We start from the raw sequence: 20,234 nt of genomic DNA on the forward strand, positions 1-20,234 counted from the left end.
ATGCTCCATTTTATCGTAGCCAGTCATGGCCCATTAGCCACTGCACTTATCAGCAGTGCCAACATGGTATTTGGCGAACTTAGTAACACGACTGCGATCTGTCTCACCGAAGAGGGAGGCATCGAGCAATTTAAACGAGATTTCCACCGTGAAATCACTGCGATAGCGCCCAATGTCGACGGCATTGTTGTGCTATGCGATTTGGAATGCGGCACGCCTTACAACGTTGCTTGCACTTACGCATTCAACCCAGATTTCAATCCAAAGGTTGAAGTCGTTACAGGGGTGAATTTCCCAACACTTTTAATGACGGCAGACTTTGTTGAAGAGATGGACGCTTCATACGTTGCAACGACCTTGCAGCAAGAAGCGCTAAAAACGGTTGTCGTTGCCAAGCCAGTAGAGCTGGCACAAGAAGACGATTTTTAAGGAGAAACACTATGGCTATTTCATTTGTGCGTATCGACGACCGCGTTATTCATGGACAGTTAATGACTCGTTGGGCGAAAGAACTTCCTTGTGATGGCATCGTAGCCATTGACGATGCTGTTGCAGCTGACCCATTGCTATCACAAGTCATGAAAGGCGCTGTAACCGACGTTAAAGTTTGGCTATTTGACACGGCGACCGCCGTCAGCAAGCTACCGAAGGTGATCGCCAGCGACAAGAAGTATTTCGTCATCGCGAAATCTCCAGTCACGCTGCGCCGTATTCGCGAAGCGGGTATTAGCCTTGAAAATCTCAATAACAAAATCAACGTTGGCCCAATGAGTGCTAGAGAAGGCACAACGACAATTGGCGGCAACCAATGCGTCAACCAAGAAGAAATCTCTGCATTTAACTACCTCTCAGAAGACGGTCACCACATCGACTTCAGATTGGTTCCTGATGCCAGTTCCTACACCTGGCAAGATGCACTACAAAAACTGAAATAACAACAAGACAACCTCCACTTTTGACGCGACTTTTCGCGGCAAAAGTGGAGCGACTAATACGTGAGCTAAAGGATGACATTATGTTTATAGAAGCAGTATTTATCGGGATACTCTGCTATCTCGGTGCCCTCTCCACCCCCTGGTTACTTGGATTAACAGGTGGTTGGTACACTATCACTCGACCACTGGTGTCTGGTATGTTGGTGGGTATCATCTTAGGTGATATTCAAACTGGCATCATGGTTGGTGTGGCAGTACAAGCCGTTTACATCGCAATGGTAACACCTGGCGGCTCCATGCCAGCCGACCTTAACTTCGTCGCCTACCCTGCTGTCGCGCTGGGCATCATGTCAGGACAGGGCGTGGAAGTCGCTGTTGCTATCGCCGCGACTATCGGTATCGCTGGAACCATCATTTTCAACTTTATGATGGTCATTAACTCTTACTGGAACCATAAAGCGGACTTAGCCATAGAAGCCGGTGATGAGAAAGGCGTGTACATGAACTCCGCCATTTATCCGCAGGTCACCAACTTCTTAATGCGCTTTATTCCGACCTTTATTGCGGTTTACTTCGGTAACCAATACATCGAAGGGTTTATGGCTAGCCTCCCGGATATGGTGATTAACACTATGACGGTTCTAGGTGGCATCTTACCTGCTGTTGGTATCGCAATTCTGTTAAAGCAGATTATCAAAGAGTCTACGATGCTGATTTATTTCTTAGTCGGTTTCGTTGGCATCGTATTCCTAAACCTCAACATGGTGGGTTTGGTAATGATTGGCGCACTATTCGCTCTACTTCATTACAACTACAAACCAGAACCACAAACAGCTAACGCTGCGCCAGTTCAACAGGCTGATGATGACGAGGATGAATTCTAATGACTGTACAACACAACAAAATTGGTACTGAGATCGAACCAAAGGTCGCACTCGACAAAAAAGATCTTAAGAAATGCTGGCGTGCATGGATGATGTACAACCTATCATCGATGAGTTTTGAACGCTTGGAATCGTTTGGCTTCTGTCTCGGTATGATGCCTGCTTTGAAAAAGCTCTATCCGAATCAAGAAGACCGAAAAGAAGCGATGAAACGCCATGCTTCCTTCTACAACACCGAACCGCAGTTGGGCGCTATCATCAATGGGATGGCTGTGGGTATGGAAGAGAAGAAAGCCAACGGCGAGCCTATTGACGGTGAGACCATCAATACACTCAAAGTCGGTTTGATGGGACCAGTTGCCGGTATTGGCGATTCCATGATTCCGGGTATGTTAGTACCTATCTTACTCAGTATTGGTATGGCACTAGCCGCTGGCGGTAGCATGCTAGGCCCGATCTTCTACATCGTGGCATTCAACGCCATCGCTATCATCGGCTCTTACCAGCTGTTTATGAAAGGCTACAAGATGGGTGCAGGCTCCGTTGAGATGCTTGTAAGCCACCGTTCAACCAAGATCCGTGAAGCGTTGTCACTATTAGGTGTCTTCGTCATGGGCGGTGTTGCGGCCAGTTACGTCAACCTAGGCACTGGTCTTGAGTTTGCAACCAAAGACGGCGTCGACATTAACGTACAAATGATGCTCGATGGAATCTTCCCTAAACTACTACCATTAGTTGTCGTTTTAGGCACGTGGTTTGCGATGGCGAAAAAAGGCCTTAGCCCAGTAAAAGCAATGCTTTCATTAGTGGTTATCTCTTTCATCGGTGTCGCTATCGGCCTCTTCTAATCTTTCAATACTTAGGGCACTCATTGAGTGCCCTATTCTTTGGAGCAAACCATGGACTCCCTAACTTTTCAAATTGCTCGTTGCCAACACTGGCTCACCCAGCATGCCCTACCTCGGTGGCAAAAAGCACAATCCCGTCAAAACGGGATTTTTGCCGAAGGCTTACTTTCCGACGGACAAGAGTTTAGTGACAGTTTACTAAGATTTCGCGTACAACCACGTCAGGTTTACGTCTTCGCGCACGCCACTGAGCTCAATCTAATCGACGGTCGCAATCAAGTTTTAGCGGCCATTGAACAAGGATTTGCACACTTTGGCTCACCATCATCCGGTTATCATTTCGCGCTGTGCAAAAGCAATGACAGTGAGAGTAAGGCGATCAACCTGTACGAACAAGCTTTCGCCCTTCTTGGGTTTGCTTGGCATTACAAACTAGCGGCGGATGAAAGTGCACTAGCCTCAATGGAAGGCATTTATCAATACATCTCAACACACCTTTGGGATACAGAACAAGGTGGTTTTTTTCTGACTGAAGGCAACGCGGTCAACAAAGGGCAAAACCCCCACATGCATTTGTTCGAAGCGTTAATGGTCAGCTATGAGCATACTGACAACCCCATTTGGTTAGAGCGAGCGACACAAATCTATCAGTTGTTCCAAACTCATTTTATGCAAAGTGACCATTTAGCCGAGTTCTTTCAGGCCGATTTCTCACTTGACGTGGAAACAGGTACTCATATTGACCCTGGTCATCATTATGAATGGATCTGGTTACTCAGCCATTATCAGAAACTGACTGGTGTTGAAGTCCGAAAGACCATCGACGTGTTGTTCCACTTTGCACAGCAATATGGACACAACGACAATGGTCTTGTTAGAGACGAGATATACGCCAACGGCAAGCCGTTGCGCTCAACATCACGCCTTTGGTGTCAAACCGAATACTTAAAAGCCTGTATTGCACTTTGGGAAAGAGATCCTAACGAAACTCGCAGAGCCGCAGTCAGTCAAGCAGTGGAGCACATCTTCGTTCATTACTTGAATCCAGCGTTGCCAGGGTTATGGGTCGATCAAGTAGATAGCACGGGTGAGCCGTTAAATGAACACTCTCCAGCGAGCAGTTTTTATCATCTATTTCTAGCCTTTTCTGAATTACTCAGAATCGCCAATAAGGATTAACATGCATTTATCTATTCCTCCTAGCATCAATTACTTAACTGGTCATATTGATGCAGAAAACGTCATCTGCAAAGAAACTACACTTGGCTCACTTGAAGGTGTATTTGCTGACGAAACCCAACGTGCCGCAAGTGCACAGGACCAAATTATCTACCAAGTGGAAATGCTACCTGCCCAGCATGCAGAAGGAGAACTAAACTTTGGTGTTTCGCATATTGAGCCCGGTTCTGTAGGTGATGAGTTCCACATGACGAGAGGACACATCCACCAACGTAAAGAGCAAGCAGAGTTCTATTTCGGCTCGCAGGGTGAGGGTTTATTACTCATGCAAACAGAGCAAGGAGAGGTGTCGATTGAGAAAGTATTCCCAGGCAGCGTGCATCATATTCCAGGCTTTGTCGCCCACCGATTGATCAATACGGGTAACACGCGATTATCTGCGCTTGCAGTTTGGCCTGCTATCGCAGGGCATAACTACGATTTTCTATATGAGGTGGGGTTTAAAGTACGGGTACTAAAAAGTAATGACGGATACCAAATAGTTTCTGAGGAAGAGCAGCAAACCGTTTAACGATAGTGCAAATCCCTTGCACTCATCATTGTTGGTATTACACGTTATCTTCAACCACATAACCCGCATACTCGCGCCACTCAGGAATATCACGAGGGTCACCGAACTGACGGAAGAATCGGACTGAACTTTGTGGCGCTTTACAATCAAGTTGATCTTGGCAGAAATTCGTCAGCTTATAATGGCTTTGATATCCCTCTGCCCATGCATCATACGCAAGGTGTGATTGTTTCCAGAAAACGTGGTCAACTTGACCTTTTGTCGCAAGGAATGGGTAACTTGGCTTTACCTGCTGCGTAGCGTAGACCGCGTGCCCAATAAGGTTGAGTAACTTAGAAATACAATCGGCACCAATGTCTTCGATAGTCAGCGTCTTAATTTTATCAATGTCGTCTCCAACGATAGAGGCGACACGATTAATAATGAACTCCATATCAATAAGTGGTTGAAGCTCATAAGCAAGCCAATTAAGACGTTCGCCTATTTCATCTAAATATTCCTGACGCGTAAACTGTCCTTCTCTTACTGCTTTCGCATACTGTGCAACATTAGGATTTTTACGAGCCAAATATTCCTGAAGTTCCGGATAGTCGGTCAATGAAGCATGGTTTTTTGAAAGGACTTCTAGCAGAGCTTCCTGGTTCACTAATAGCTTACCTAGCTCATTTTTGGCGTTTTCGTTCATTTTCAATCTCACTTATGATTCGTTGATTATCTTATGGCCGCAATCATACGTTTTCAATCTCTTTTCAGTCTAATTCTATAGCTTTAGTAAAGAGTAGTAATAGAAAAACAATGCCCAGCATACACTGTTGCTGGGCTTGGGTATGCGAGCATTAACTAAGTTCGATGAGTTCGTTATTAGAAGGTGAACCAGAGAAGAACGCTTGGATGTTGTTCAATGTGGTATCAGCGATATTGTCCAGCGCTTCATGGGTTAAGAAGGCTTGGTGGCCAGTAAATAGCACATTATGACAGGCTGACAGGCGTCTAAATACGTCATCAACGATGACATCATTAGACTTATCTTGGAAGAACAGATCTTTTTCGTTGTCGTAAACATCCAGACCAAGTGAACCTATCTTGCCAGACTTCAGTGCTTCAATAGCCGCAGAGGAATCCAACAATTCGCCTCGGCTGGTATTAATGATCATAACCCCATCCTTCATCAAGCCAAACGCCTGCTCATTGAGTAGGTGGTAGTTGTCTTTCGTCATAGGGCAGTGCAGAGAAATAATATCACTGGTACGGAATAACTCTTCCTTACTACAGTAGGTTGCCCCTAATTCTAATGCTTGTGGGTTTTCGTAAGGATCGAAACACACCAACTTCATACCAAATCCTTTGAGGATTCGCATGGTTGCAACACCGATTTTTCCAGTGCCGACAATTCCTGCTGTTTTACCGTGGAGATTAAAACCCACTAAGCCGTCTAATGAGAAATTGGCGTCACGTGTGCGCTGATAGGCCTTATGAAAGCGACGGTTTAGACACATCATCAAACCTACGGCGTGCTCCGCCACTGCCTCTGGTGAGTACGCTGGAACACGAACCACCTGCAAACCTAACGTTTTTGCCGCGTCTAAATCCACTTTATCGAACCCAGCACAACGCATCGCAATAAGTTTTACCCCCTCTTGTTGGAGCTTAACCAGCACTTGCTCCGATAAGTCATCATTGACAAAAGCGCACACCACATCACACCCAGCTGCCATCTTGGCCGTTTTTTCGGTCAACCTGAAATCATGAAAATGCATTTCATTGCCAAAGCGTTGGTTCACCTTTGAAAATGAATCCTGGTCGTAAGATTTAGAGCTGAAAAAAGCAATCGAAGTCATACTTACTCCCCCATCGATTATTGTATATCTGTTAGCATACGCCGACTTTTGAGCAATTACACATGACAAAAAGTATGGTTAAACTGTTGATGAATTAATAAGTTATGGCTGTAACGTCTATAAAATTCATCCATTTTCCAATACATCTATCATTAGAATCGCCAACTTAGTTTTAAAATTGACAACCAAGTCAATATTTTGACTCTTCGATAAGTTTTTTGATTGCATATCACTGCTTGAGATCCTAGTATTTCGCGAACACCATCCCAAAAAAATAACAGGTGTGAAGTAACAAACGTCAGGAATAACAGGCAGTGACGCAAACAAATAAAAGAACACTCTCCAGCACAACTCAAAGAAGCACACAAACACTAAATAGTACGGATGCTTTAGCCATGATAGAGCATGGCGGGGATGTGACGCTTACGGTGACCACTCCCGTTGGCACCTCGTTTCGTAGTGCAACTAAATTCATTGGTGCTCACTCCGATCATCGCATTCTGTTAGAAATCCCCAATATCGATGAAAGTGACCTTAAGTACTTTTTTCAAGAAGGCTTTTGGTTAATCGTTCGTGCTATCTCTCAGCGCGGAGAAGGTGGGGTGGTTCAATTCCGTTCTCAACTGCTACATATAATTGATGAGCCGCTATCACTGCTCATCTTGTCGATTCCCCAATCCATGCAGGTGACCAACCTCCGCAAAGAGCCACGATATGAAGTCAATTTGGGCGCACGTCTTTATACTGGTGATACACAAGTTCGTTGTGAACTTCGTGATATGTCAAAAAGTGGATGTCGATTTATCTTACCAGCCTTAGGGAAAAGCTTGACCGTTGGACAGGAAGTCGCCCTCAAAGTAGCTTCGGGTGGAGACAAAGACCGCTTCTTTCCTGCGCTCTCAGGATTAATTTGTAATCAGCAAAAGTCTAGCCACTACACTGGTTACGGAATAAAGTTTGATGAAGAGGGCGAGAAGAACGCAAAAGAGTTGCTCTCTCATCTAAAATTCGATGGTACTAAACTCAAACTACGCGCCTAAAAAAGCCAAGTGATAACACTTGGCTTTCTCTCCCTTGAGGGGCTAACTACTTTCTAAGTGCGTTGAGCCTTGCTTGTGCGATGCCATAAACAGTATCTATAGGATAGCTGCCTTCCAATGACGGTGTGCCCGCCTCTTTTCCGGTAAACAGTTCTATCGCTTCTGTCACATGATCAATCGCCCAAATATTAAATTCACCCTTATCAACCGCTTTAACGATATCAGGTCTTAGCATTAGGTTATGAACGTTTGAACGAGGAATAATGACGCCTTGTTCAGAGGTTCTACCTTTAATGGCACAGACATCGAAGAAGCCTTCGATCTTCTCATTCACACCACCAATGGGTTGAGATTCACCGAACTGGTTCATCGACCCGGTAATAGCGATGTCTTGTCGATTTGCCTGTCCTGAGAACGCCGACACTACCGCACAGAACTCAGCCATACTCGCACTATCACCATCGACACCACCATACGACTGCTCAAAGGTGATGGTCGTGGTCAGCGGGACTTTAGCCGTCTTACCAAATACCGAAGACAAGTACGCCGTTAAGATCATCACCCCTTTTGAGTGAATACTGCCGCCCAAATCCACGCTGCGCTCAATGTCGATAACATCACCATCGCCGTAAGAGGTCGTAGCGGTAATGCGATTAGGTGCGCCAAACATATGATCGCTGGTTGTCAGAACCGAAAGCGCGTTCACTTGCCCAATGGCCGATCCTTGGGTATGAATTAGCGTCGTGCCATTTACAAACCCTTCCATTACATTATCTTGTAAACGATTGACTCGCATCTGTTGGTATTCCAACGCTTGCTCAACGTGCCCAGCTCGGATCAGGTTGGATTTGGCATTACGAGCCACATAGTTTGACTCTCGCAATAGATTCGCAATGTGTGCCGAGTGCAATGACAGTTTGTTTTGATCACCCGATAAACGAGAGCTATGCTCGATGATACGAGCTATCGCTTTACGGTCACAATGCAACATATTGTTGTCATGAACGATACTGGAGATAAAGCGGGCATAATGTAGCTCGGAGTCCGCGCTGCGCTGCATCTCATCTTCGAAATCAGCGGTCACTTTAAACAACTCACTAAATTCCGGATCGTAGTGTTGCAACAATTGGTAGGTACGATAATCACCAAACAAAATGATCTTAACGTCAAGAGGAATTGGCTGCGGATCAAGCGAAACCGTACCAGTCAGAGTGACTTCTTTCTCTAATGAGGTGAAACTTAATTGTCGTGAACGCAAAGCACGCTTCAAACCATCCCAGACATAAGGCTGTTCTAGTACTTTTACCGCATCCATTAACAGTACGCCGCCATTAGCACGATGTAAGCTGCCAGCTCGAATCAAGGAGAAATCGGTAAATACTGTGCCTTTGTAAGTCGCCGTCTCTATATAGCCGAATAATGAGTGATAGTTCGGGTTTTCTTCCACAATGATAGGAAAGTCGGAACAAGACTGCTTAACAATCAAGTTTACCTTGTAGCGACGCGGGAACTTCTTATCAAGGGAAGCAGACGCGATTTCGCCCTGCTCACTGCCCTCCTCTAAGAAAATATCAACGTTTTCACAGATGTCCTTTTGCAACTCTGTAAAGTATTTCTTGATTTCAGTGTAACCGTTATACTCTTTCTTAAGCTTTTTAATCAGATGGCTAATAACACCAAGCGTCACTTCTTCATTAAGTTTTTGAATATTGTCGGTATAGGTTTCTTCCCAGTCGGTTAGCTCACGAGCCATTCCACGTAGGCTCACTTCCAACTCATCGATCGTTAAACCAAAGCGCTCCTGTTCATCATCCGGCAATTCTGCAAAACTTTCTTCTGTATGCAGGTCATCCTCGTTCATCGCTACAAATTGGTAGTCACCTTGAGGCGTAATGGTCAGGCTAATACCTTTCTCTTTAGCCTCTTCACTGAGTTTTTGTAACTCTACTTGCTGTTTCTTAGCGAGATCATTTTTCAGCTTATCAGCAGGACCAAAGTAAAGTTCATTGTCGAACGCCATAGGTATGGCTTTTACTAGCTTGAGGATAAGTTTTTCAACATCTTTTTTTAGCCTCTCGCCGACACCGCAAGGCAACTTCAACACTTTAGGCGTTCGAGTATCGGCAAAGTTAGCCACATAACACCAGTCATAGAGGTCACTGCTATCATGAGGATGGCGACTTAAATAACGTAAGATCATCGTACGTTTGCCCAGACCATTCTGGCCAATAGCGTAGATGTTGTAGCCTTTCTCTTTAATTGACATCGCAAACTCAACCGCTTTCTGAGCGCGTTCTTGTCCGACGATTTCATCAATTGGTGGAAGTTCTTTGGTGGATTTACAAGGCAGTTTTTCCAGTTCTGCTGCGTGGTATAGCTGTTTTGTTTCTAATCGTTGGATCGCCATAACCAGCTCCTTATCATTTCCTTCTTCACTTCAGTTTAGCCGAATTGGCTTTACAATTTAGTGACTTAGTAAGAAATTACGTTTAAGTGGTCAGTTTTTAGACAAAGCAGTAGCTTGTAGTAGAAGTGAAAAGTGCCAGAGTAAGGGTATACTCTGGCACGCAGACAAGATGTTTAGCCAATAAACAGTAAGTCCATGGAGTTGTGCTTTCGAAGTTCAGACTCAGCGCCGGAAATCGCAGAGAAAAAGCTGTGCTCTTTACCAAACACAACTAGGTTCGCGTTCAATTCCTCAATCAGTTTAAGTAAGTGTTTCGTCACATTCCCTTCCGACATATGGATAGCACGAATGGGATAACTCGTTCCCTTAGCAAGCGCCATAAGCTCTTCAAACTTACGAAACTGTTCGGAGTCATGAAAAGACGCTAACTCGACTTCAAGATCATTGAAGCTGTTATTGCCGATTCCTGGCTCAACATAAACAACATGTAAATCGGCGTTGTTTTGCTCTGCAATAACACCAGCTTTCACCAATAATCGGTGAGAGCGCTCGTCAGCTGGGTCAAGCGCTAGAAGAATAGTTTGATAAAGCATGGTTTCGTCCCGTTAAGATACCTACCTATAATTTCGGTCTTAACACGATAAAACTCAAGATATTAGTGAATTAATTCCAGCAAGCTAAGTTTACATATTCGCTCAAGTTTCTTTGCTAGGCTGACATTCCAGACGATATAAACGATACACGGTGGTCGACAACACGATGGCATTAAATGTGTCGTTTAGCATCCCACCATAAGAACCTACTATCACCGCGTTAACCAGCCAAATGAGTGTGCAAAGCAAAAACGCCAATCGCATTTTTAAACCATGCCCAAGAAATAGTGCCCAGCAACTCAACGATGACGCCAGCCAAGGTAGAAGATCCTTCGCCTCCGAGTAATAGGTGATGGTCATTACGGTTTGGATAGCCAAAAATAACCAAAACATAGACGCGCCTTTAAGCCTCAGAGAGACAAACGCACGCACTGAATTGATCAATAGATTAATGGCAGCAACTACTGCTCCCATAAAAAAATAATGGGTTGAAAACAACAAACAAGAACAACAAATGAGGGCTCGCATTCTATTATCGTTGACTGTACTCCCAGCTAACAGGTTGACGCCAAACGCCATAAAGCCTAATGCTTGTATTAGTTCACTGCTCACTTAGCTCTCGTTGATTATTTTCGGTAAAGCAACATTATGTCACTTGTCTTGAAACGGTATTGTGATTAACAGCTAGGCGTTATCCATTCCTTACATTTAAAACGGCCCAACTCCTTTTTGTTGCAAATAACGCAGACATCTGAAGTTACTATTGGTGTGCAGATTTGGTTCGGAAAGCGGGTTATTAAGTAGTTGAGTGCTGTGACCTCGATAGAAACTTACGTTGCCATTTTGTTCCGTTTTTTCCAAATAGATATCTCGCAAAAAACACTCAAGACTAGATGCATGAACCACCACATGAAGCTCGCAACCAATGCAAAGTTCTAGAAGAGTTTTTGTTAGACGAATACGAACATCTTCAGCCAGAGCCCCGTAACTGGCAAGGGAAAATACCCCGTTTTCAATGGAGAAGATCGCATGCCCAATAATTGCGCCACCGTGCAATAGCCGCAGCACCTGAGGCCGCTGAATATTCATCTTATTCAAAACATGCTCAAGAGGTAACGAAAATATTTTTGAGTGACCCTGAGAGATAAGTTGCTTGCTAGTGTCGTCCAACATGTCCCAATGCGTTACTATCTGTTTATCAACGGTAAAATTATAAAGGCACTGCTGGGCTAATAGATTATCTTTATTTTTAAGTGCTTTTGAAATAATCGCAGTTTCAGATTCTTCATAAACATAATCTTTAGAGAAAAAACTTGCGATACCAATTCGTCTTAATAGAGAAGGCTCAACATTACCTCTTTCCCAGTGACTAATCATACTCTGGCTAACATTCTGATATAGCTTATGAGAGGTAGACAATTGATCAGTTAACTCTGTTTGGGATAATTTACATTGCTTTCTGAAATAACGCATCGCCTCGGAAAATGTTTGGCGGCTAAACGAATTCATATAACCTCGAATCATTATTATTAGATTTATTAGTAATGGATAAAACTTACACTAAGCCGTAGTCATCAAACGAAGTTTACAGCTAGCTACTCAAGTCTTTTCTTATTCGTTTTGTTCGTCACCGTAATGCGTTGGTTAGCGAACCTTTACACCCAATAACCTTTCAACAGGAAGCAGACAAAAAAAACTTTTCTACCCTAGCATTTAACCTATCGTTTACTCCTAAAATCACATCAGTTATGTTGTTTGTTATGCAAGATTGATGTAATGGGTTTAATACATGGAAAAGTTTATGGCGGCATCTAAGTTCGCTTTTTCGATTGCTTTGATTGTGATGGCAGCGTCCATCTATAACTTTACGCAGGAAGCGAGACAACTCAGACTCGAACTTCCTACGCTATTGGCACAAGTTGACTCGACCGCTCAGAAAATCACCCCGGTCATTCAAGAAATAAAAAATATTCAAGAAATTGTGCCTCAGATTCTGGCTCAAAGTGAAGAGTACCAGAGACTTATTCCAGAAGTTCTAAAACGAATCGATGATGTCAATCAGCAGGTTCCGGTTATTGTCAATGAAGTCGCTCAAGTGCGTGAAGCCATTCCACCCATTCTCAGTGAAACGCAAAAATGGCACCAGTCTGTACCCGATATTTTGGCAGAGGTGGACAAAACCAATACAACGGTTCGTCAAACCAACCAGCAAATCGCGGCGACAAATAAACAAATTCCGCTCATTTTGTCTGAGAGTGCGGCTCTTAGAAAAGAAGTACCTGATATTCTTACGCAAGCAGAAGGCCTTGTTCAGCAAGCAGAACAGGCAGGAAGAGAAGCGAGTAAAGGTGCAGTCTCCGGAGTCATTGGCGGTATTTTAAGCTCCCCTTTTCAATTGGTTGATAAAATAACCGAAGTGTCTGCTGATACGTTCGGGCTAAAAGAGAGCGACAGCTACACCAAGAAAGATAAAGAACTTCATAAAGAGGCAGTCGAAGCCTTAGTTAAGAATCCAAAATCAGGCAAATCGAAGACATGGAGTAACCGTTCCTCCGGTAATTCGGGCGTTGTTAGTATTCAATCAATGAAGGACTCGAGTGAATCGCGCTGTTTCACCATACTGAGTCGACTCACCATTGCCTCTGGCCCAGATAAAGGCACACACAGCGTAACAACAGATAAATGTATAAAACTCTAGGAAGTATCGTGACAGACATTAAATACATACTTGATGACAACGTAGACGACACCATCAACCAACAGTTGATCGCTTTATTAAGTCGCTGTTTTACCAAGCCCAGCGATGAGCGTTTTAAGGTGCAACGCTACTACAATGAGATGCCACAACATCGTTGGTATATTAAGTCACCATCGGAAGACGCCATTATTGCTCATCTAGCGGTACATGAGAAAACAGTTCGTATAGGCTCACAGCAAGCCTTGATTGGCGGAGTTGCTGAGGTGTGCGTGCATCCGGATTATCGAGGTCATGGGTATGTGAAGTTGTTGTTGAAACAGGCTCATAACTGGATGGCGCAGCAAGGCTATGTCTATTCGGTATTATTTGGTAGAGATGAAGTGTATAGCTCTAGTGGCTATGAACGCGTCACTAACCTTTACTTAGTTGGAGAAGAAATTCCACCACGTGCAACTTCAGTCTCCGCCATGGTCACACCACTCACAGATAAAAAGTGGCCGCACTTCAAAGTTGAACTCAAAGGTTTAGCGTTTTAGTTCTCGAAAAATCTCGACATAGTTATGCTTAACGCTTAAACAAGATAACCTCTGTCACTAACTCGTTTGCGGTTACTTGTTCAGGATTATTGAGGTAACGCTCGATACCTAATGGCTTACGCTTCACTTTGACTTTATGATGCCGTGAAGCGTTCATTGCCATCGACCACGCATTGCCAAGGAATTGATACTCTCCAGTGTGCTTAACGACATATGTGTCACAAGCCTTTATCTGGCCACTTACAAATGGTTGCGGGACGCTCAATTGACGTTCTATTGGGACGCAGGTGATAAATTCAAAAAACTGAGTCTCCATTTTCATACTTTGATAATAACTAAAGGGTGCGCCGGTTGCTGGAAGCTGCTTTTCGTCGATGAGTACAGAGAGCTTTTCAATATGCTCTCGCATAATCGGACCTATTTCGTTTATCGTCCCACTCCCACGTAAGCCAATGTAATTTACGTTATCTTGTTGCCGGTCCCCAACTAGTAAAAGCTCAGAGTTGACTTGCCCGATTTCGAGTTTGGCTTTGAGCATTTTCAAGCCTCGATCATAATCCATACCTATCATGGTTTTGAAAAGACCTTTGAGAAAAAACAGATACCAGGGTACTTGACTTGACATCGTCCAGCGAACTTCGCTTCTTGCCCCCATTTGGACAGCTTGAAACGAAACGTGTGCCTCCGATTTGAACGGTTTGAAAAAGCGTAAATGCATCTCTAATTGATGTGACGTTCGCTTCATCAGAGTCATTTCGCCTGAGCCCACTAAGTCGCCATGCCAACTGTACCCGTCACCAATATTTCCCTGCTCTCCTCGATAATCTAACTTACACTCGCGCTCCATAATGAGCCAAGGTGACCATTCAGGCCAATTTCTATAGTCCGCTAAAAACTCAATTACGTGATCTGCGGTGGACTCTATGTCGATTCGTTTCTCTACGGTGTAGTTCAACATGGCTAAGGAGATCCTATCTTTTTTATCAATAGTTTAGTCACGATTTATGCAATATGCGAACTCAGCAATTAAGAGGTTTAACAGAAACTTGAAACGGTTTTAGTGATCGATAGAAAACTCAACACGTAACAGAGCTCTGCCTATATGAACAAACAAGGAACGCTACTATGAAACACCTTATATCTCGTGTGATCACCTTTTTTTCTGTGCTTCTATTTTCGTTTTCGGCTAGTGCAGGACATCATGGAAAAGACATTGTCGACGTCGCCTCTGAGAACGGCTCGTTCACCACGCTCGTTGCTGCGGTTCAAGCCGCAGGATTAGTCGATACGCTCAAAGGCCCTGGTCCGTTCACAGTCTTCGCTCCAACAGACGAAGCCTTTGCTAAACTGCCGGCAGGTACTGTTGAAAGTTTGTTAAAACCAGAAAACAAAGACAAGTTAGTCGCGATACTCACTTATCATGTCGTTCCTGGTAAAGTCATGGCAGCTGACGTCATGGGGCTCGACAAGGCAACTACCGTTCAAGGGCAAGACATCATGATTACTAAGAAGGATGGAAAGGTAATGGTAGATAATGCAACCGTTGTGGCGACCGACGTGATGGCGAAGAATGGTGTAATTCACGTCATAGATACGGTAATCATGCCGAAATAAACCCTGAATACCTTTGAGTAGGTGATCAGCACAACGACCACCTACTTTTTATTCCTCTCGACAAGGCAACGCCCTAATTAGCTCTAGAGGGAATTAAGTTAAGCATTGAAGTAATGATTTTTTCCATTTCATGTTGCTGACTTGGTTCATCAATACGACGCTCAGTAGGTCCTTGTGCCAACACTCGCCAACGTGGGAAATCGCCAACTGGGGCAAAAGCCGCGACATAGACACTGCCTTTCTCACCTTCCTCACCAGGTTTTGCCTGCACCTTAATGCCGGTAGATATTTGGGTCGATTCAAAGATCTCTTGATCATTCATACCAGACTCCGTCGCGATCCCAAAATCCATGAACATATTAGGACGTTGAGAAGAAGAAACTTGAACATAACCCTTATTGGCAAGCTCTTTATCAATAAGATCTTTAATAACTTTGAGATACTTTTCGCCATCAACATTATCCGATACTCTCGCCACTGCAGAGTCTGGTCTCCACGCGTAAGTCGCAACACCTTGAGTTGGCAGGAAAGAGAAATCGCCCGTGGTAGCGATACCATAGGACAAATTGGGCTGCGGTGAGATCGTAGTGGTTGTGCAACCAACAAGTGCCAATCCAGCAATCAGTAATAGGGATAGTTTATTCGTCATCTCGTCACTCTTCTATTAACCTTTCCGTTACAATACTAAATGACTCTAAAAAGAATGACACCGTTTTTCACACATTAGCGAAGAGCTTTCTACTCAAATACAGCGCGATACGAGATACCTTCCAATCGCTTTCTGAGGCTTTGTGCCTTGCCTTGGCTATCATCAAAATTGGAGAGTATGTGCTCTAAATCAAAACCCTCACCATAGTAGGCCGTGTTAAGTTGATCATTTAAGGACAGTTGAAATGTATCGATACTGCCACCGAAATAGAGCCCCTTGTTTTCGGATACCATCATGGCACTGATTCCACTCGTTCCACCGATCACTTTACCACTAACACCTTTACCAATAGTCAGATCTGCCGTTCCTCCTAGTTTGAATGGTTCTTGTTGTAGTGTGGATAGCACATCATTTGAAAGTACAACACCAACGCCACTAATAGACTGGCCTCCGGCCAAAAGCCCAAACATAAAACTGTTGAAGTTGATAAAAACGGGCTGGCTCCAATGGTGTGCTTGTCTAGTCATTAATATGCCCTGACCTCTTTGCATGCCTAGTAAAAAACCGCCTTGTCCACCGGAAGGGAAAATCACGATAGCTTTAGCAACACCAGTGAGATTTTTCACCGAGTCCCAATGAGATGTTGAGTCGAACTGGTCAATTTTCTCGGCAGAATCAACAATAATAGCGTGAGCTTGACGAAAAGATTGGTTATCTGATGATTCAATAGCATACGCCCTAGTCGGTAGCAACAAAGCTAATAGGGTAAAGGAAAGTAACATTGATAGAGTACGATGAGTTAACGACATATAAGCAAACCCAAGTAGAAATATGGATGAGAATTGTAGCAAAAAAAAAGGTGACGCCAATGGCATCACCTATTTAAAATTCAGATACATTAAATGTAATTACTTATGAGCGACTGCCATCAGCACTTTTCGCACACCTTTGCCAGTGTCGATTTCAAATGGTGTCGTGACGTCAACTTTATCAAAACCCGCATTAAGCAATGTGTCTTTTGCTCGTTTCAGTGTCAAACCATAATCTTGGTTGTCTGTCTCTGCCACCCAATCCCAATGAACAAATAAACCGTATTCATCAAGCAACGTGTAAATGATATTAACCGTCTCTTGAAGGTTATCTAAAAAGCCGCATACCGAAGACGCGACGACAAGATCAAACTGATTACGAAATGCTGGATGCTGAGCAACCAAACCGCGAGTCAAAAGATCAACGACCGGCTCAACATTTTCCAAGCCTTTTTTGTCTAACTCTTCGATCATCGCTTCAGAGCCATCCAATGCCACAATATCTTTCGTCTCAGGAGACATCAATTGGCTTAAAAGACCCGTTCCACAGCCAAAGTCTAATACCGATTTACGCTTAAGTGACGTGAGTTCAGTTAACTCTTTGAAGCAGGCTTGTGCAAAGGTTGCCGTCGCTTCGTTGTTTTCCCATGTCGCGGCGTACTCATCCCACTCGTTAGACATAGTTCACTCCATTATTTCTACTAGTACCACGATATCTCAGGCACCAAACTTTAATCCTTAATAACTAGGCATAGATTAAACCAGAACACCAATCAATTCCTAGTGTTATCTTCGTATTCTTTGGCACACATGCTATGATTTTTGTTCCGTTAAGTAACAGGTAGTTTCACCGCTATGTCGATAAATCTTTCTCAAATAGAGGCATTTTGTGCAGTGGCCGACACTGGTTCAGTCTCTGAGGCTGCAAGAGTCCTAGACTGCAACAGAACGAAACTTAGCATGGCAATCAAAGCACTAGAGAAAGATCTCGATACCGAACTGTTTGTGCGTACGGGCAACAACGTCTCTTTGTCTGAGACGGGTAAAGCGATCTACAAAGACTGTGAGAATTTACTGATTACTTCGGCGCGCATTCGTCAAACCTGTGCGCAAGTCTCTGGCGATTTTGCCACCGAGTTACGCATTGCCCATGATGACTCACTGCCAGACACCTTGTGGCGTGATTTCTCAATCCACTTAAATCAGCAGTTTCCTGCCATCTCTTTCAATGTGGTTCTAGTTTCTTCAGGAGACCTAGCCGACATTGTTGAGAAGAAACAGGTAGATTTCGCGTTTGGTGTTGATTTCGAGCGCGTTGAAAACCCTCGTTTGGCCTATCAGCCATTGGGTAAAATCCGCATGATGTCAGTATGTCGTTCAGATAATAAGCTTTCCAAGCTGCCTCGAGTCTCTGATGAAGTTCTACGCGACTCTATGCAGGTTTCCCTCGCTTACCTCAATCATCGCGATAACCCAGAACTATTGCCTTTCTCACTAAAGTACATTGGGTTTTCTAGCTTTGAATTTATGTTGAAAACGATTCTGTCCGAGGGAGCTTGGGGTGTACTGCCAGAGCCGCTGATAAGACAGCACCTAAGAGAGCAAGAACTCTCAGTCATCAAACACACTTATGGTCTAACACAAGAAGATTATTGCATGTTCACTTCAGCAGGTATGTCCGAACACCCCGCGATGATTTGGCTTGCAGACCAAGTCAGTGAATACTTGTTTGCTTTCTAAACCAAGTACCATCAGTGAGCGTCAATATTCCTGCCACCAGAAAAGCGTTCTAATATATTGATTTTCATAAAATTAATTCATACCATTAGATTTTCAAGTCATGTTTAGCAAACTTTTGTTTGAAAGATAACCAGCCTAGCTGAACAATGGATACAGATTTTAAAGAAGGTAAATCGTATGTATCCCAATAATCCACATAATGAGTCAAAAACTCTGACAGTATCAGCCATTATTGCAACAGGCTTTGCTATCGCAGGACTTGTTGTCGGTGTGGTGATGGGCTCATTAGTTATCGCTTTTGATGGTGTGTACTCATTAGTCAGCCTACTGTTAACTTTATTGTCGCTGGTTGCTGCGACACAGTTGAAAAAGCCAAACAGCACACTTGCCAAATACGGCCGCACGACAGTTGAAGGTACCGTGATCGCCATTAAAGCTTCTGTAATTCTACTGATTGTATTGGCGTCGTTGTATTCCGCAGTAACAGCAATGTTTGGTGGTGGCCGTCCAGTAGATACCTCTATTGCAACCATATTTGGACTGTTTAACGTTATCGGATGTGCGCTTTCATGGTGGTATATCGCTAAGAAAAACGTAGCACTTAACTCAAACCTTATTGATGCTGAAACAAAACAATGGCAAATGGACACCATGTTAAGTGTCGCTGTAATGACGGGCTTCATTGCAGCTTGGGTACTAGAGCAATCCCCATTCGCTGCATACAGCGTCTATGCTGACCCAATGATGATGATTTTGATCTCAGCGTATTTTATTAAGGTGCCTGCCGTCATGTTAAAGGACGCATGTGAACAGCTTTCTAGCCCACAAAGTAAGCAAGTATCAACGTCTAACGCTTAACTCAAATTCAATATAGCTTTAATTAAGCCGGAGCATTTTCATGCTCTGGCTTCTCTTTGGTGGCCCAATAACACACAAGTGACCCTATCGTTACTAATGCCACGCCTTGCCAAAATGAAGCGCCTAGAGCAACCGATAAATAGAATGAAGAGAAGATCGTCGAAAATACTGGCGTAAAGTAAGAGAAGGTCGCAAGAAGCACCATATTTCCGCCAATGATAGCTTGATTCCACAGTGCATAACCCGCTCCCATGACTACACCTGATATCAATAATGTTGATACAGATGAGAGCGTAAATGTCATTCCACTTTCAGAGCTGAATGCATATTGAATCCACAGGGTGATGGCTGTCGCGGCGAAAAATAATACTATGGCATTCTTCCCATTACTCATTTTCGGAGTGATATTACAGTAAAATGCCCAAATAAACGCCGCACTAAATGCCATAAAATAGGTAATCGGATTCGTCGCAATATTTGCTGCAAGTACAGACAACGCTAGACCAGAGTCCCCCGAAATACACCATGCGACGCCAACAAATGCCACCAATACACTTGGATACACCAGAGCACTGACTTTGCGTTTAGTCGATACAACGGCAAGCAATACCGTTAGGGCTGGCCACAGATAGTTGATCACCGCCATTTCCATCGCTTGATGACGGTCATTTGCCATTCCTAGCGCGAGAGCCAAGAAGATTTCGTAGCTTATAAAAAGTGCCCCACCTAGTAACAGATATTTACGATTGAAGTCTGATAACTTAGGAACCCCCATCACCATAGCAAGTGAAATGGTACTCACAGTGTACAGCATTGCTGCCCCACCAATTGGCCCAAACAACTCGGCAATATTACGAGTCAATGCCATTAACGTGCTCCACAATAATATTGCAGCAACTCCAAACAGCGTGTATTTGTTTGAGCCAAGTCCAGCCATAATCTCTCCTTAAATAATGGCAGTTAATTTTCTATAAACTGATATCAGCAATTGCTATGCAACTGAGCGGGTTTCTATTAACCTTAGATTAAGCAAGT

Annotated in this window: 23 protein-coding genes; 12 read left to right on the forward strand and 11 right to left on the reverse strand. The window is 43.9% G+C overall.

Annotated elements, in window-relative coordinates; all coding sequences use genetic code 11:
* The 6 genes from OH456_RS01325 to OH456_RS01350 all read left to right on the forward strand — a co-directional run bounded on the left by OH456_RS01325 (position 1) and on the right by OH456_RS01350 (position 4,417).
* Positions 1 to 429, forward strand: a complete 429-nt coding sequence (locus OH456_RS01325) for a PTS sugar transporter subunit IIA (RefSeq protein ID WP_006069163.1) — start codon at positions 1 to 3, stop codon at positions 427 to 429.
* Between the two features lie 11 nt (positions 430 to 440).
* Positions 441 to 935 (forward strand): PTS system mannose/fructose/N-acetylgalactosamine-transporter subunit IIB, encoded by a 495-nt coding sequence (locus tag OH456_RS01330; RefSeq protein ID WP_006069164.1) that lies wholly within the window; start codon positions 441 to 443, stop codon positions 933 to 935.
* Positions 936 to 1,015: 80 nt separating this feature from the next.
* Positions 1,016 to 1,819, forward strand: a complete 804-nt coding sequence (locus OH456_RS01335; RefSeq protein WP_006069165.1) for a PTS mannose/fructose/sorbose/N-acetylgalactosamine transporter subunit IIC — start codon at positions 1,016 to 1,018, stop codon at positions 1,817 to 1,819.
* A complete protein-coding gene (locus OH456_RS01340) occupies positions 1,819 to 2,667 on the forward strand; it encodes a PTS system mannose/fructose/sorbose family transporter subunit IID (RefSeq protein ID WP_006069166.1) in 849 nt (282 codons plus the stop codon). The genes OH456_RS01335 and OH456_RS01340 overlap by 1 nt, the downstream gene beginning before the upstream one ends.
* Positions 2,668 to 2,718: 51 nt before the next feature.
* A complete protein-coding gene (locus OH456_RS01345) occupies positions 2,719 to 3,846 on the forward strand; it encodes an AGE family epimerase/isomerase (protein WP_270032631.1) in 1,128 nt (375 codons plus the stop codon).
* Position 3,847: 1 nt separating this feature from the next.
* A complete protein-coding gene (locus tag OH456_RS01350) occupies positions 3,848 to 4,417 on the forward strand; it encodes a glucose-6-phosphate isomerase family protein (protein ID WP_270032632.1) in 570 nt (189 codons plus the stop codon).
* Positions 4,418 to 4,454: 37 nt separating this feature from the next.
* On the opposite strand, the gene OH456_RS01355 is transcribed toward OH456_RS01350, so the two are convergent.
* Together OH456_RS01355 and OH456_RS01360 are read right to left on the reverse strand one after the other, a co-directional pair.
* Positions 4,455 to 5,102 (reverse strand): hypothetical protein, encoded by a 648-nt coding sequence (locus tag OH456_RS01355; RefSeq protein WP_006069169.1) that lies wholly within the window; start codon positions 5,100 to 5,102, stop codon positions 4,455 to 4,457.
* Between the two features lie 151 nt (positions 5,103 to 5,253).
* Entirely contained in the window at positions 5,254 to 6,255 is a 1,002-nt protein-coding gene (locus tag OH456_RS01360; RefSeq protein ID WP_270032633.1) for a 2-hydroxyacid dehydrogenase, read from the reverse strand.
* A 395-nt stretch (positions 6,256 to 6,650) separates the two neighbouring features.
* Between OH456_RS01360 and OH456_RS01365 the strand changes: the two genes are divergently transcribed.
* Complete coding sequence (locus OH456_RS01365) at positions 6,651 to 7,295, forward strand: flagellar brake protein (protein WP_252040004.1); 645 nt, start codon at positions 6,651 to 6,653, stop codon at positions 7,293 to 7,295.
* A 46-nt stretch (positions 7,296 to 7,341) separates the two neighbouring features.
* Here OH456_RS01365 and OH456_RS01370 read toward each other — a convergent pair whose 3' ends face one another.
* From OH456_RS01370 to OH456_RS01385, 4 genes are all read right to left on the reverse strand, one after another.
* The gene (locus OH456_RS01370; RefSeq protein ID WP_270032634.1) at positions 7,342 to 9,702 is read right to left on the reverse strand and encodes a Lon protease family protein; all 2,361 of its coding nucleotides are present in this window, start codon (positions 9,700 to 9,702) and stop codon (positions 7,342 to 7,344) included.
* Between the two features lie 173 nt (positions 9,703 to 9,875).
* Positions 9,876 to 10,295 carry a universal stress protein gene (locus tag OH456_RS01375; RefSeq protein ID WP_006069193.1) on the reverse strand — a complete coding sequence of 140 codons (420 nt, stop codon included), beginning with the start codon at positions 10,293 to 10,295 and terminating at the stop codon, positions 9,876 to 9,878.
* Between the two features lie 102 nt (positions 10,296 to 10,397).
* On the reverse strand, positions 10,398 to 10,907 hold the full coding sequence (locus tag OH456_RS01380) for a YgjV family protein (protein ID WP_270032635.1): 510 nt from the start codon (positions 10,905 to 10,907) through the stop codon (positions 10,398 to 10,400).
* A 96-nt stretch (positions 10,908 to 11,003) separates the two neighbouring features.
* Positions 11,004 to 11,804: a helix-turn-helix domain-containing protein gene (locus tag OH456_RS01385; RefSeq protein ID WP_270032636.1), complete on the reverse strand. Its 801-nt coding sequence runs from the start codon at positions 11,802 to 11,804 to the stop codon at positions 11,004 to 11,006.
* 280 nt (positions 11,805 to 12,084) lie between these two features.
* Here OH456_RS01385 and OH456_RS01390 point away from each other — a divergent pair, with 280 nt between their 5' ends.
* Together OH456_RS01390 and OH456_RS01395 are read left to right on the forward strand one after the other, a co-directional pair.
* Complete coding sequence (locus tag OH456_RS01390) at positions 12,085 to 12,993, forward strand: hypothetical protein (RefSeq protein ID WP_270032637.1); 909 nt, start codon at positions 12,085 to 12,087, stop codon at positions 12,991 to 12,993.
* A gap of 8 nt (positions 12,994 to 13,001) precedes the next feature.
* Positions 13,002 to 13,529, forward strand: a complete 528-nt coding sequence (locus OH456_RS01395) for a GNAT family N-acetyltransferase (protein ID WP_162174938.1) — start codon at positions 13,002 to 13,004, stop codon at positions 13,527 to 13,529.
* Between the two features lie 28 nt (positions 13,530 to 13,557).
* Here the strand turns inward: OH456_RS01395 and OH456_RS01400 are convergent, their stop codons facing one another.
* Complete coding sequence (locus OH456_RS01400) at positions 13,558 to 14,487, reverse strand: SRPBCC family protein (protein ID WP_270032638.1); 930 nt, start codon at positions 14,485 to 14,487, stop codon at positions 13,558 to 13,560.
* A gap of 167 nt (positions 14,488 to 14,654) precedes the next feature.
* Here OH456_RS01400 and OH456_RS01405 point away from each other — a divergent pair, with 167 nt between their 5' ends.
* On the forward strand, positions 14,655 to 15,143 hold the full coding sequence (locus OH456_RS01405) for a fasciclin domain-containing protein (RefSeq protein ID WP_270032639.1): 489 nt from the start codon (positions 14,655 to 14,657) through the stop codon (positions 15,141 to 15,143).
* 73 nt (positions 15,144 to 15,216) lie between these two features.
* Here OH456_RS01405 and OH456_RS01410 read toward each other — a convergent pair whose 3' ends face one another.
* The 3 genes from OH456_RS01410 to OH456_RS01420 all read right to left on the reverse strand — a co-directional run bounded on the left by OH456_RS01410 (position 15,217) and on the right by OH456_RS01420 (position 17,282).
* Positions 15,217 to 15,792, reverse strand: coding sequence for a hypothetical protein (locus OH456_RS01410; RefSeq protein ID WP_198558688.1), 576 nt, complete (start codon positions 15,790 to 15,792; stop codon positions 15,217 to 15,219).
* 89 nt (positions 15,793 to 15,881) lie between these two features.
* Entirely contained in the window at positions 15,882 to 16,601 is a 720-nt protein-coding gene (locus tag OH456_RS01415) for a lipid-binding SYLF domain-containing protein (RefSeq protein WP_270032640.1), read from the reverse strand.
* 99 nt (positions 16,602 to 16,700) lie between these two features.
* Positions 16,701 to 17,282, reverse strand: a complete 582-nt coding sequence (locus tag OH456_RS01420) for a class I SAM-dependent DNA methyltransferase (RefSeq protein ID WP_270032641.1) — start codon at positions 17,280 to 17,282, stop codon at positions 16,701 to 16,703.
* A gap of 180 nt (positions 17,283 to 17,462) precedes the next feature.
* On the opposite strand from OH456_RS01420, the gene OH456_RS01425 reads away from it, so the two are divergent.
* Both OH456_RS01425 and OH456_RS01430 read left to right on the forward strand, forming a co-directional pair.
* Complete coding sequence (locus OH456_RS01425; protein WP_038221630.1) at positions 17,463 to 18,341, forward strand: LysR family transcriptional regulator; 879 nt, start codon at positions 17,463 to 17,465, stop codon at positions 18,339 to 18,341.
* Between the two features lie 177 nt (positions 18,342 to 18,518).
* A complete protein-coding gene (locus tag OH456_RS01430; RefSeq protein WP_124941803.1) occupies positions 18,519 to 19,199 on the forward strand; it encodes a cation transporter in 681 nt (226 codons plus the stop codon).
* 22 nt (positions 19,200 to 19,221) lie between these two features.
* On the opposite strand, the gene yddG is transcribed toward OH456_RS01430, so the two are convergent.
* A complete protein-coding gene (yddG, locus tag OH456_RS01435) occupies positions 19,222 to 20,136 on the reverse strand; it encodes an aromatic amino acid DMT transporter YddG (RefSeq protein ID WP_270032642.1) in 915 nt (304 codons plus the stop codon).
* Positions 20,137 to 20,234 lie beyond the last annotated feature (98 nt).

Source organism: Vibrio sp. La 4.2.2, from assembly GCF_027586995.1.
Taxonomy (GTDB): Bacteria; Pseudomonadota; Gammaproteobacteria; order Enterobacterales; family Vibrionaceae; genus Vibrio; species Vibrio mediterranei.

Coding starts and splice junctions, on each gene's coding strand:
- OH456_RS01370 (WP_270032634.1), bottom strand. CDS start 9,702: ATGGCGATCCAACGATTAGAAACAAAACAGCTATACCACGCAGCAGAA.
- OH456_RS01340 (WP_006069166.1), top strand. CDS start 1,819: ATGACTGTACAACACAACAAAATTGGTACTGAGATCGAACCAAAGGTC.
- OH456_RS01345 (WP_270032631.1), top strand. CDS start 2,719: ATGGACTCCCTAACTTTTCAAATTGCTCGTTGCCAACACTGGCTCACC.
- OH456_RS01420 (WP_270032641.1), bottom strand. CDS start 17,282: ATGTCTAACGAGTGGGATGAGTACGCCGCGACATGGGAAAACAACGAA.
- OH456_RS01325 (WP_006069163.1), top strand. CDS start 1: ATGCTCCATTTTATCGTAGCCAGTCATGGCCCATTAGCCACTGCACTT.
- OH456_RS01375 (WP_006069193.1), bottom strand. CDS start 10,295: ATGCTTTATCAAACTATTCTTCTAGCGCTTGACCCAGCTGACGAGCGC.
- OH456_RS01365 (WP_252040004.1), top strand. CDS start 6,651: ATGATAGAGCATGGCGGGGATGTGACGCTTACGGTGACCACTCCCGTT.
- OH456_RS01330 (WP_006069164.1), top strand. CDS start 441: ATGGCTATTTCATTTGTGCGTATCGACGACCGCGTTATTCATGGACAG.
- OH456_RS01355 (WP_006069169.1), bottom strand. CDS start 5,102: ATGAACGAAAACGCCAAAAATGAGCTAGGTAAGCTATTAGTGAACCAG.
- OH456_RS01350 (WP_270032632.1), top strand. CDS start 3,848: ATGCATTTATCTATTCCTCCTAGCATCAATTACTTAACTGGTCATATT.
- OH456_RS01410 (WP_198558688.1), bottom strand. CDS start 15,792: ATGACGAATAAACTATCCCTATTACTGATTGCTGGATTGGCACTTGTT.
- yddG (WP_270032642.1), bottom strand. CDS start 20,136: ATGGCTGGACTTGGCTCAAACAAATACACGCTGTTTGGAGTTGCTGCA.
- OH456_RS01400 (WP_270032638.1), bottom strand. CDS start 14,487: ATGTTGAACTACACCGTAGAGAAACGAATCGACATAGAGTCCACCGCA.
- OH456_RS01360 (WP_270032633.1), bottom strand. CDS start 6,255: ATGACTTCGATTGCTTTTTTCAGCTCTAAATCTTACGACCAGGATTCA.
- OH456_RS01415 (WP_270032640.1), bottom strand. CDS start 16,601: ATGTCGTTAACTCATCGTACTCTATCAATGTTACTTTCCTTTACCCTA.
- OH456_RS01390 (WP_270032637.1), top strand. CDS start 12,085: ATGGAAAAGTTTATGGCGGCATCTAAGTTCGCTTTTTCGATTGCTTTG.
- OH456_RS01405 (WP_270032639.1), top strand. CDS start 14,655: ATGAAACACCTTATATCTCGTGTGATCACCTTTTTTTCTGTGCTTCTA.
- OH456_RS01335 (WP_006069165.1), top strand. CDS start 1,016: ATGTTTATAGAAGCAGTATTTATCGGGATACTCTGCTATCTCGGTGCC.
- OH456_RS01385 (WP_270032636.1), bottom strand. CDS start 11,804: ATGAATTCGTTTAGCCGCCAAACATTTTCCGAGGCGATGCGTTATTTC.
- OH456_RS01430 (WP_124941803.1), top strand. CDS start 18,519: ATGTATCCCAATAATCCACATAATGAGTCAAAAACTCTGACAGTATCA.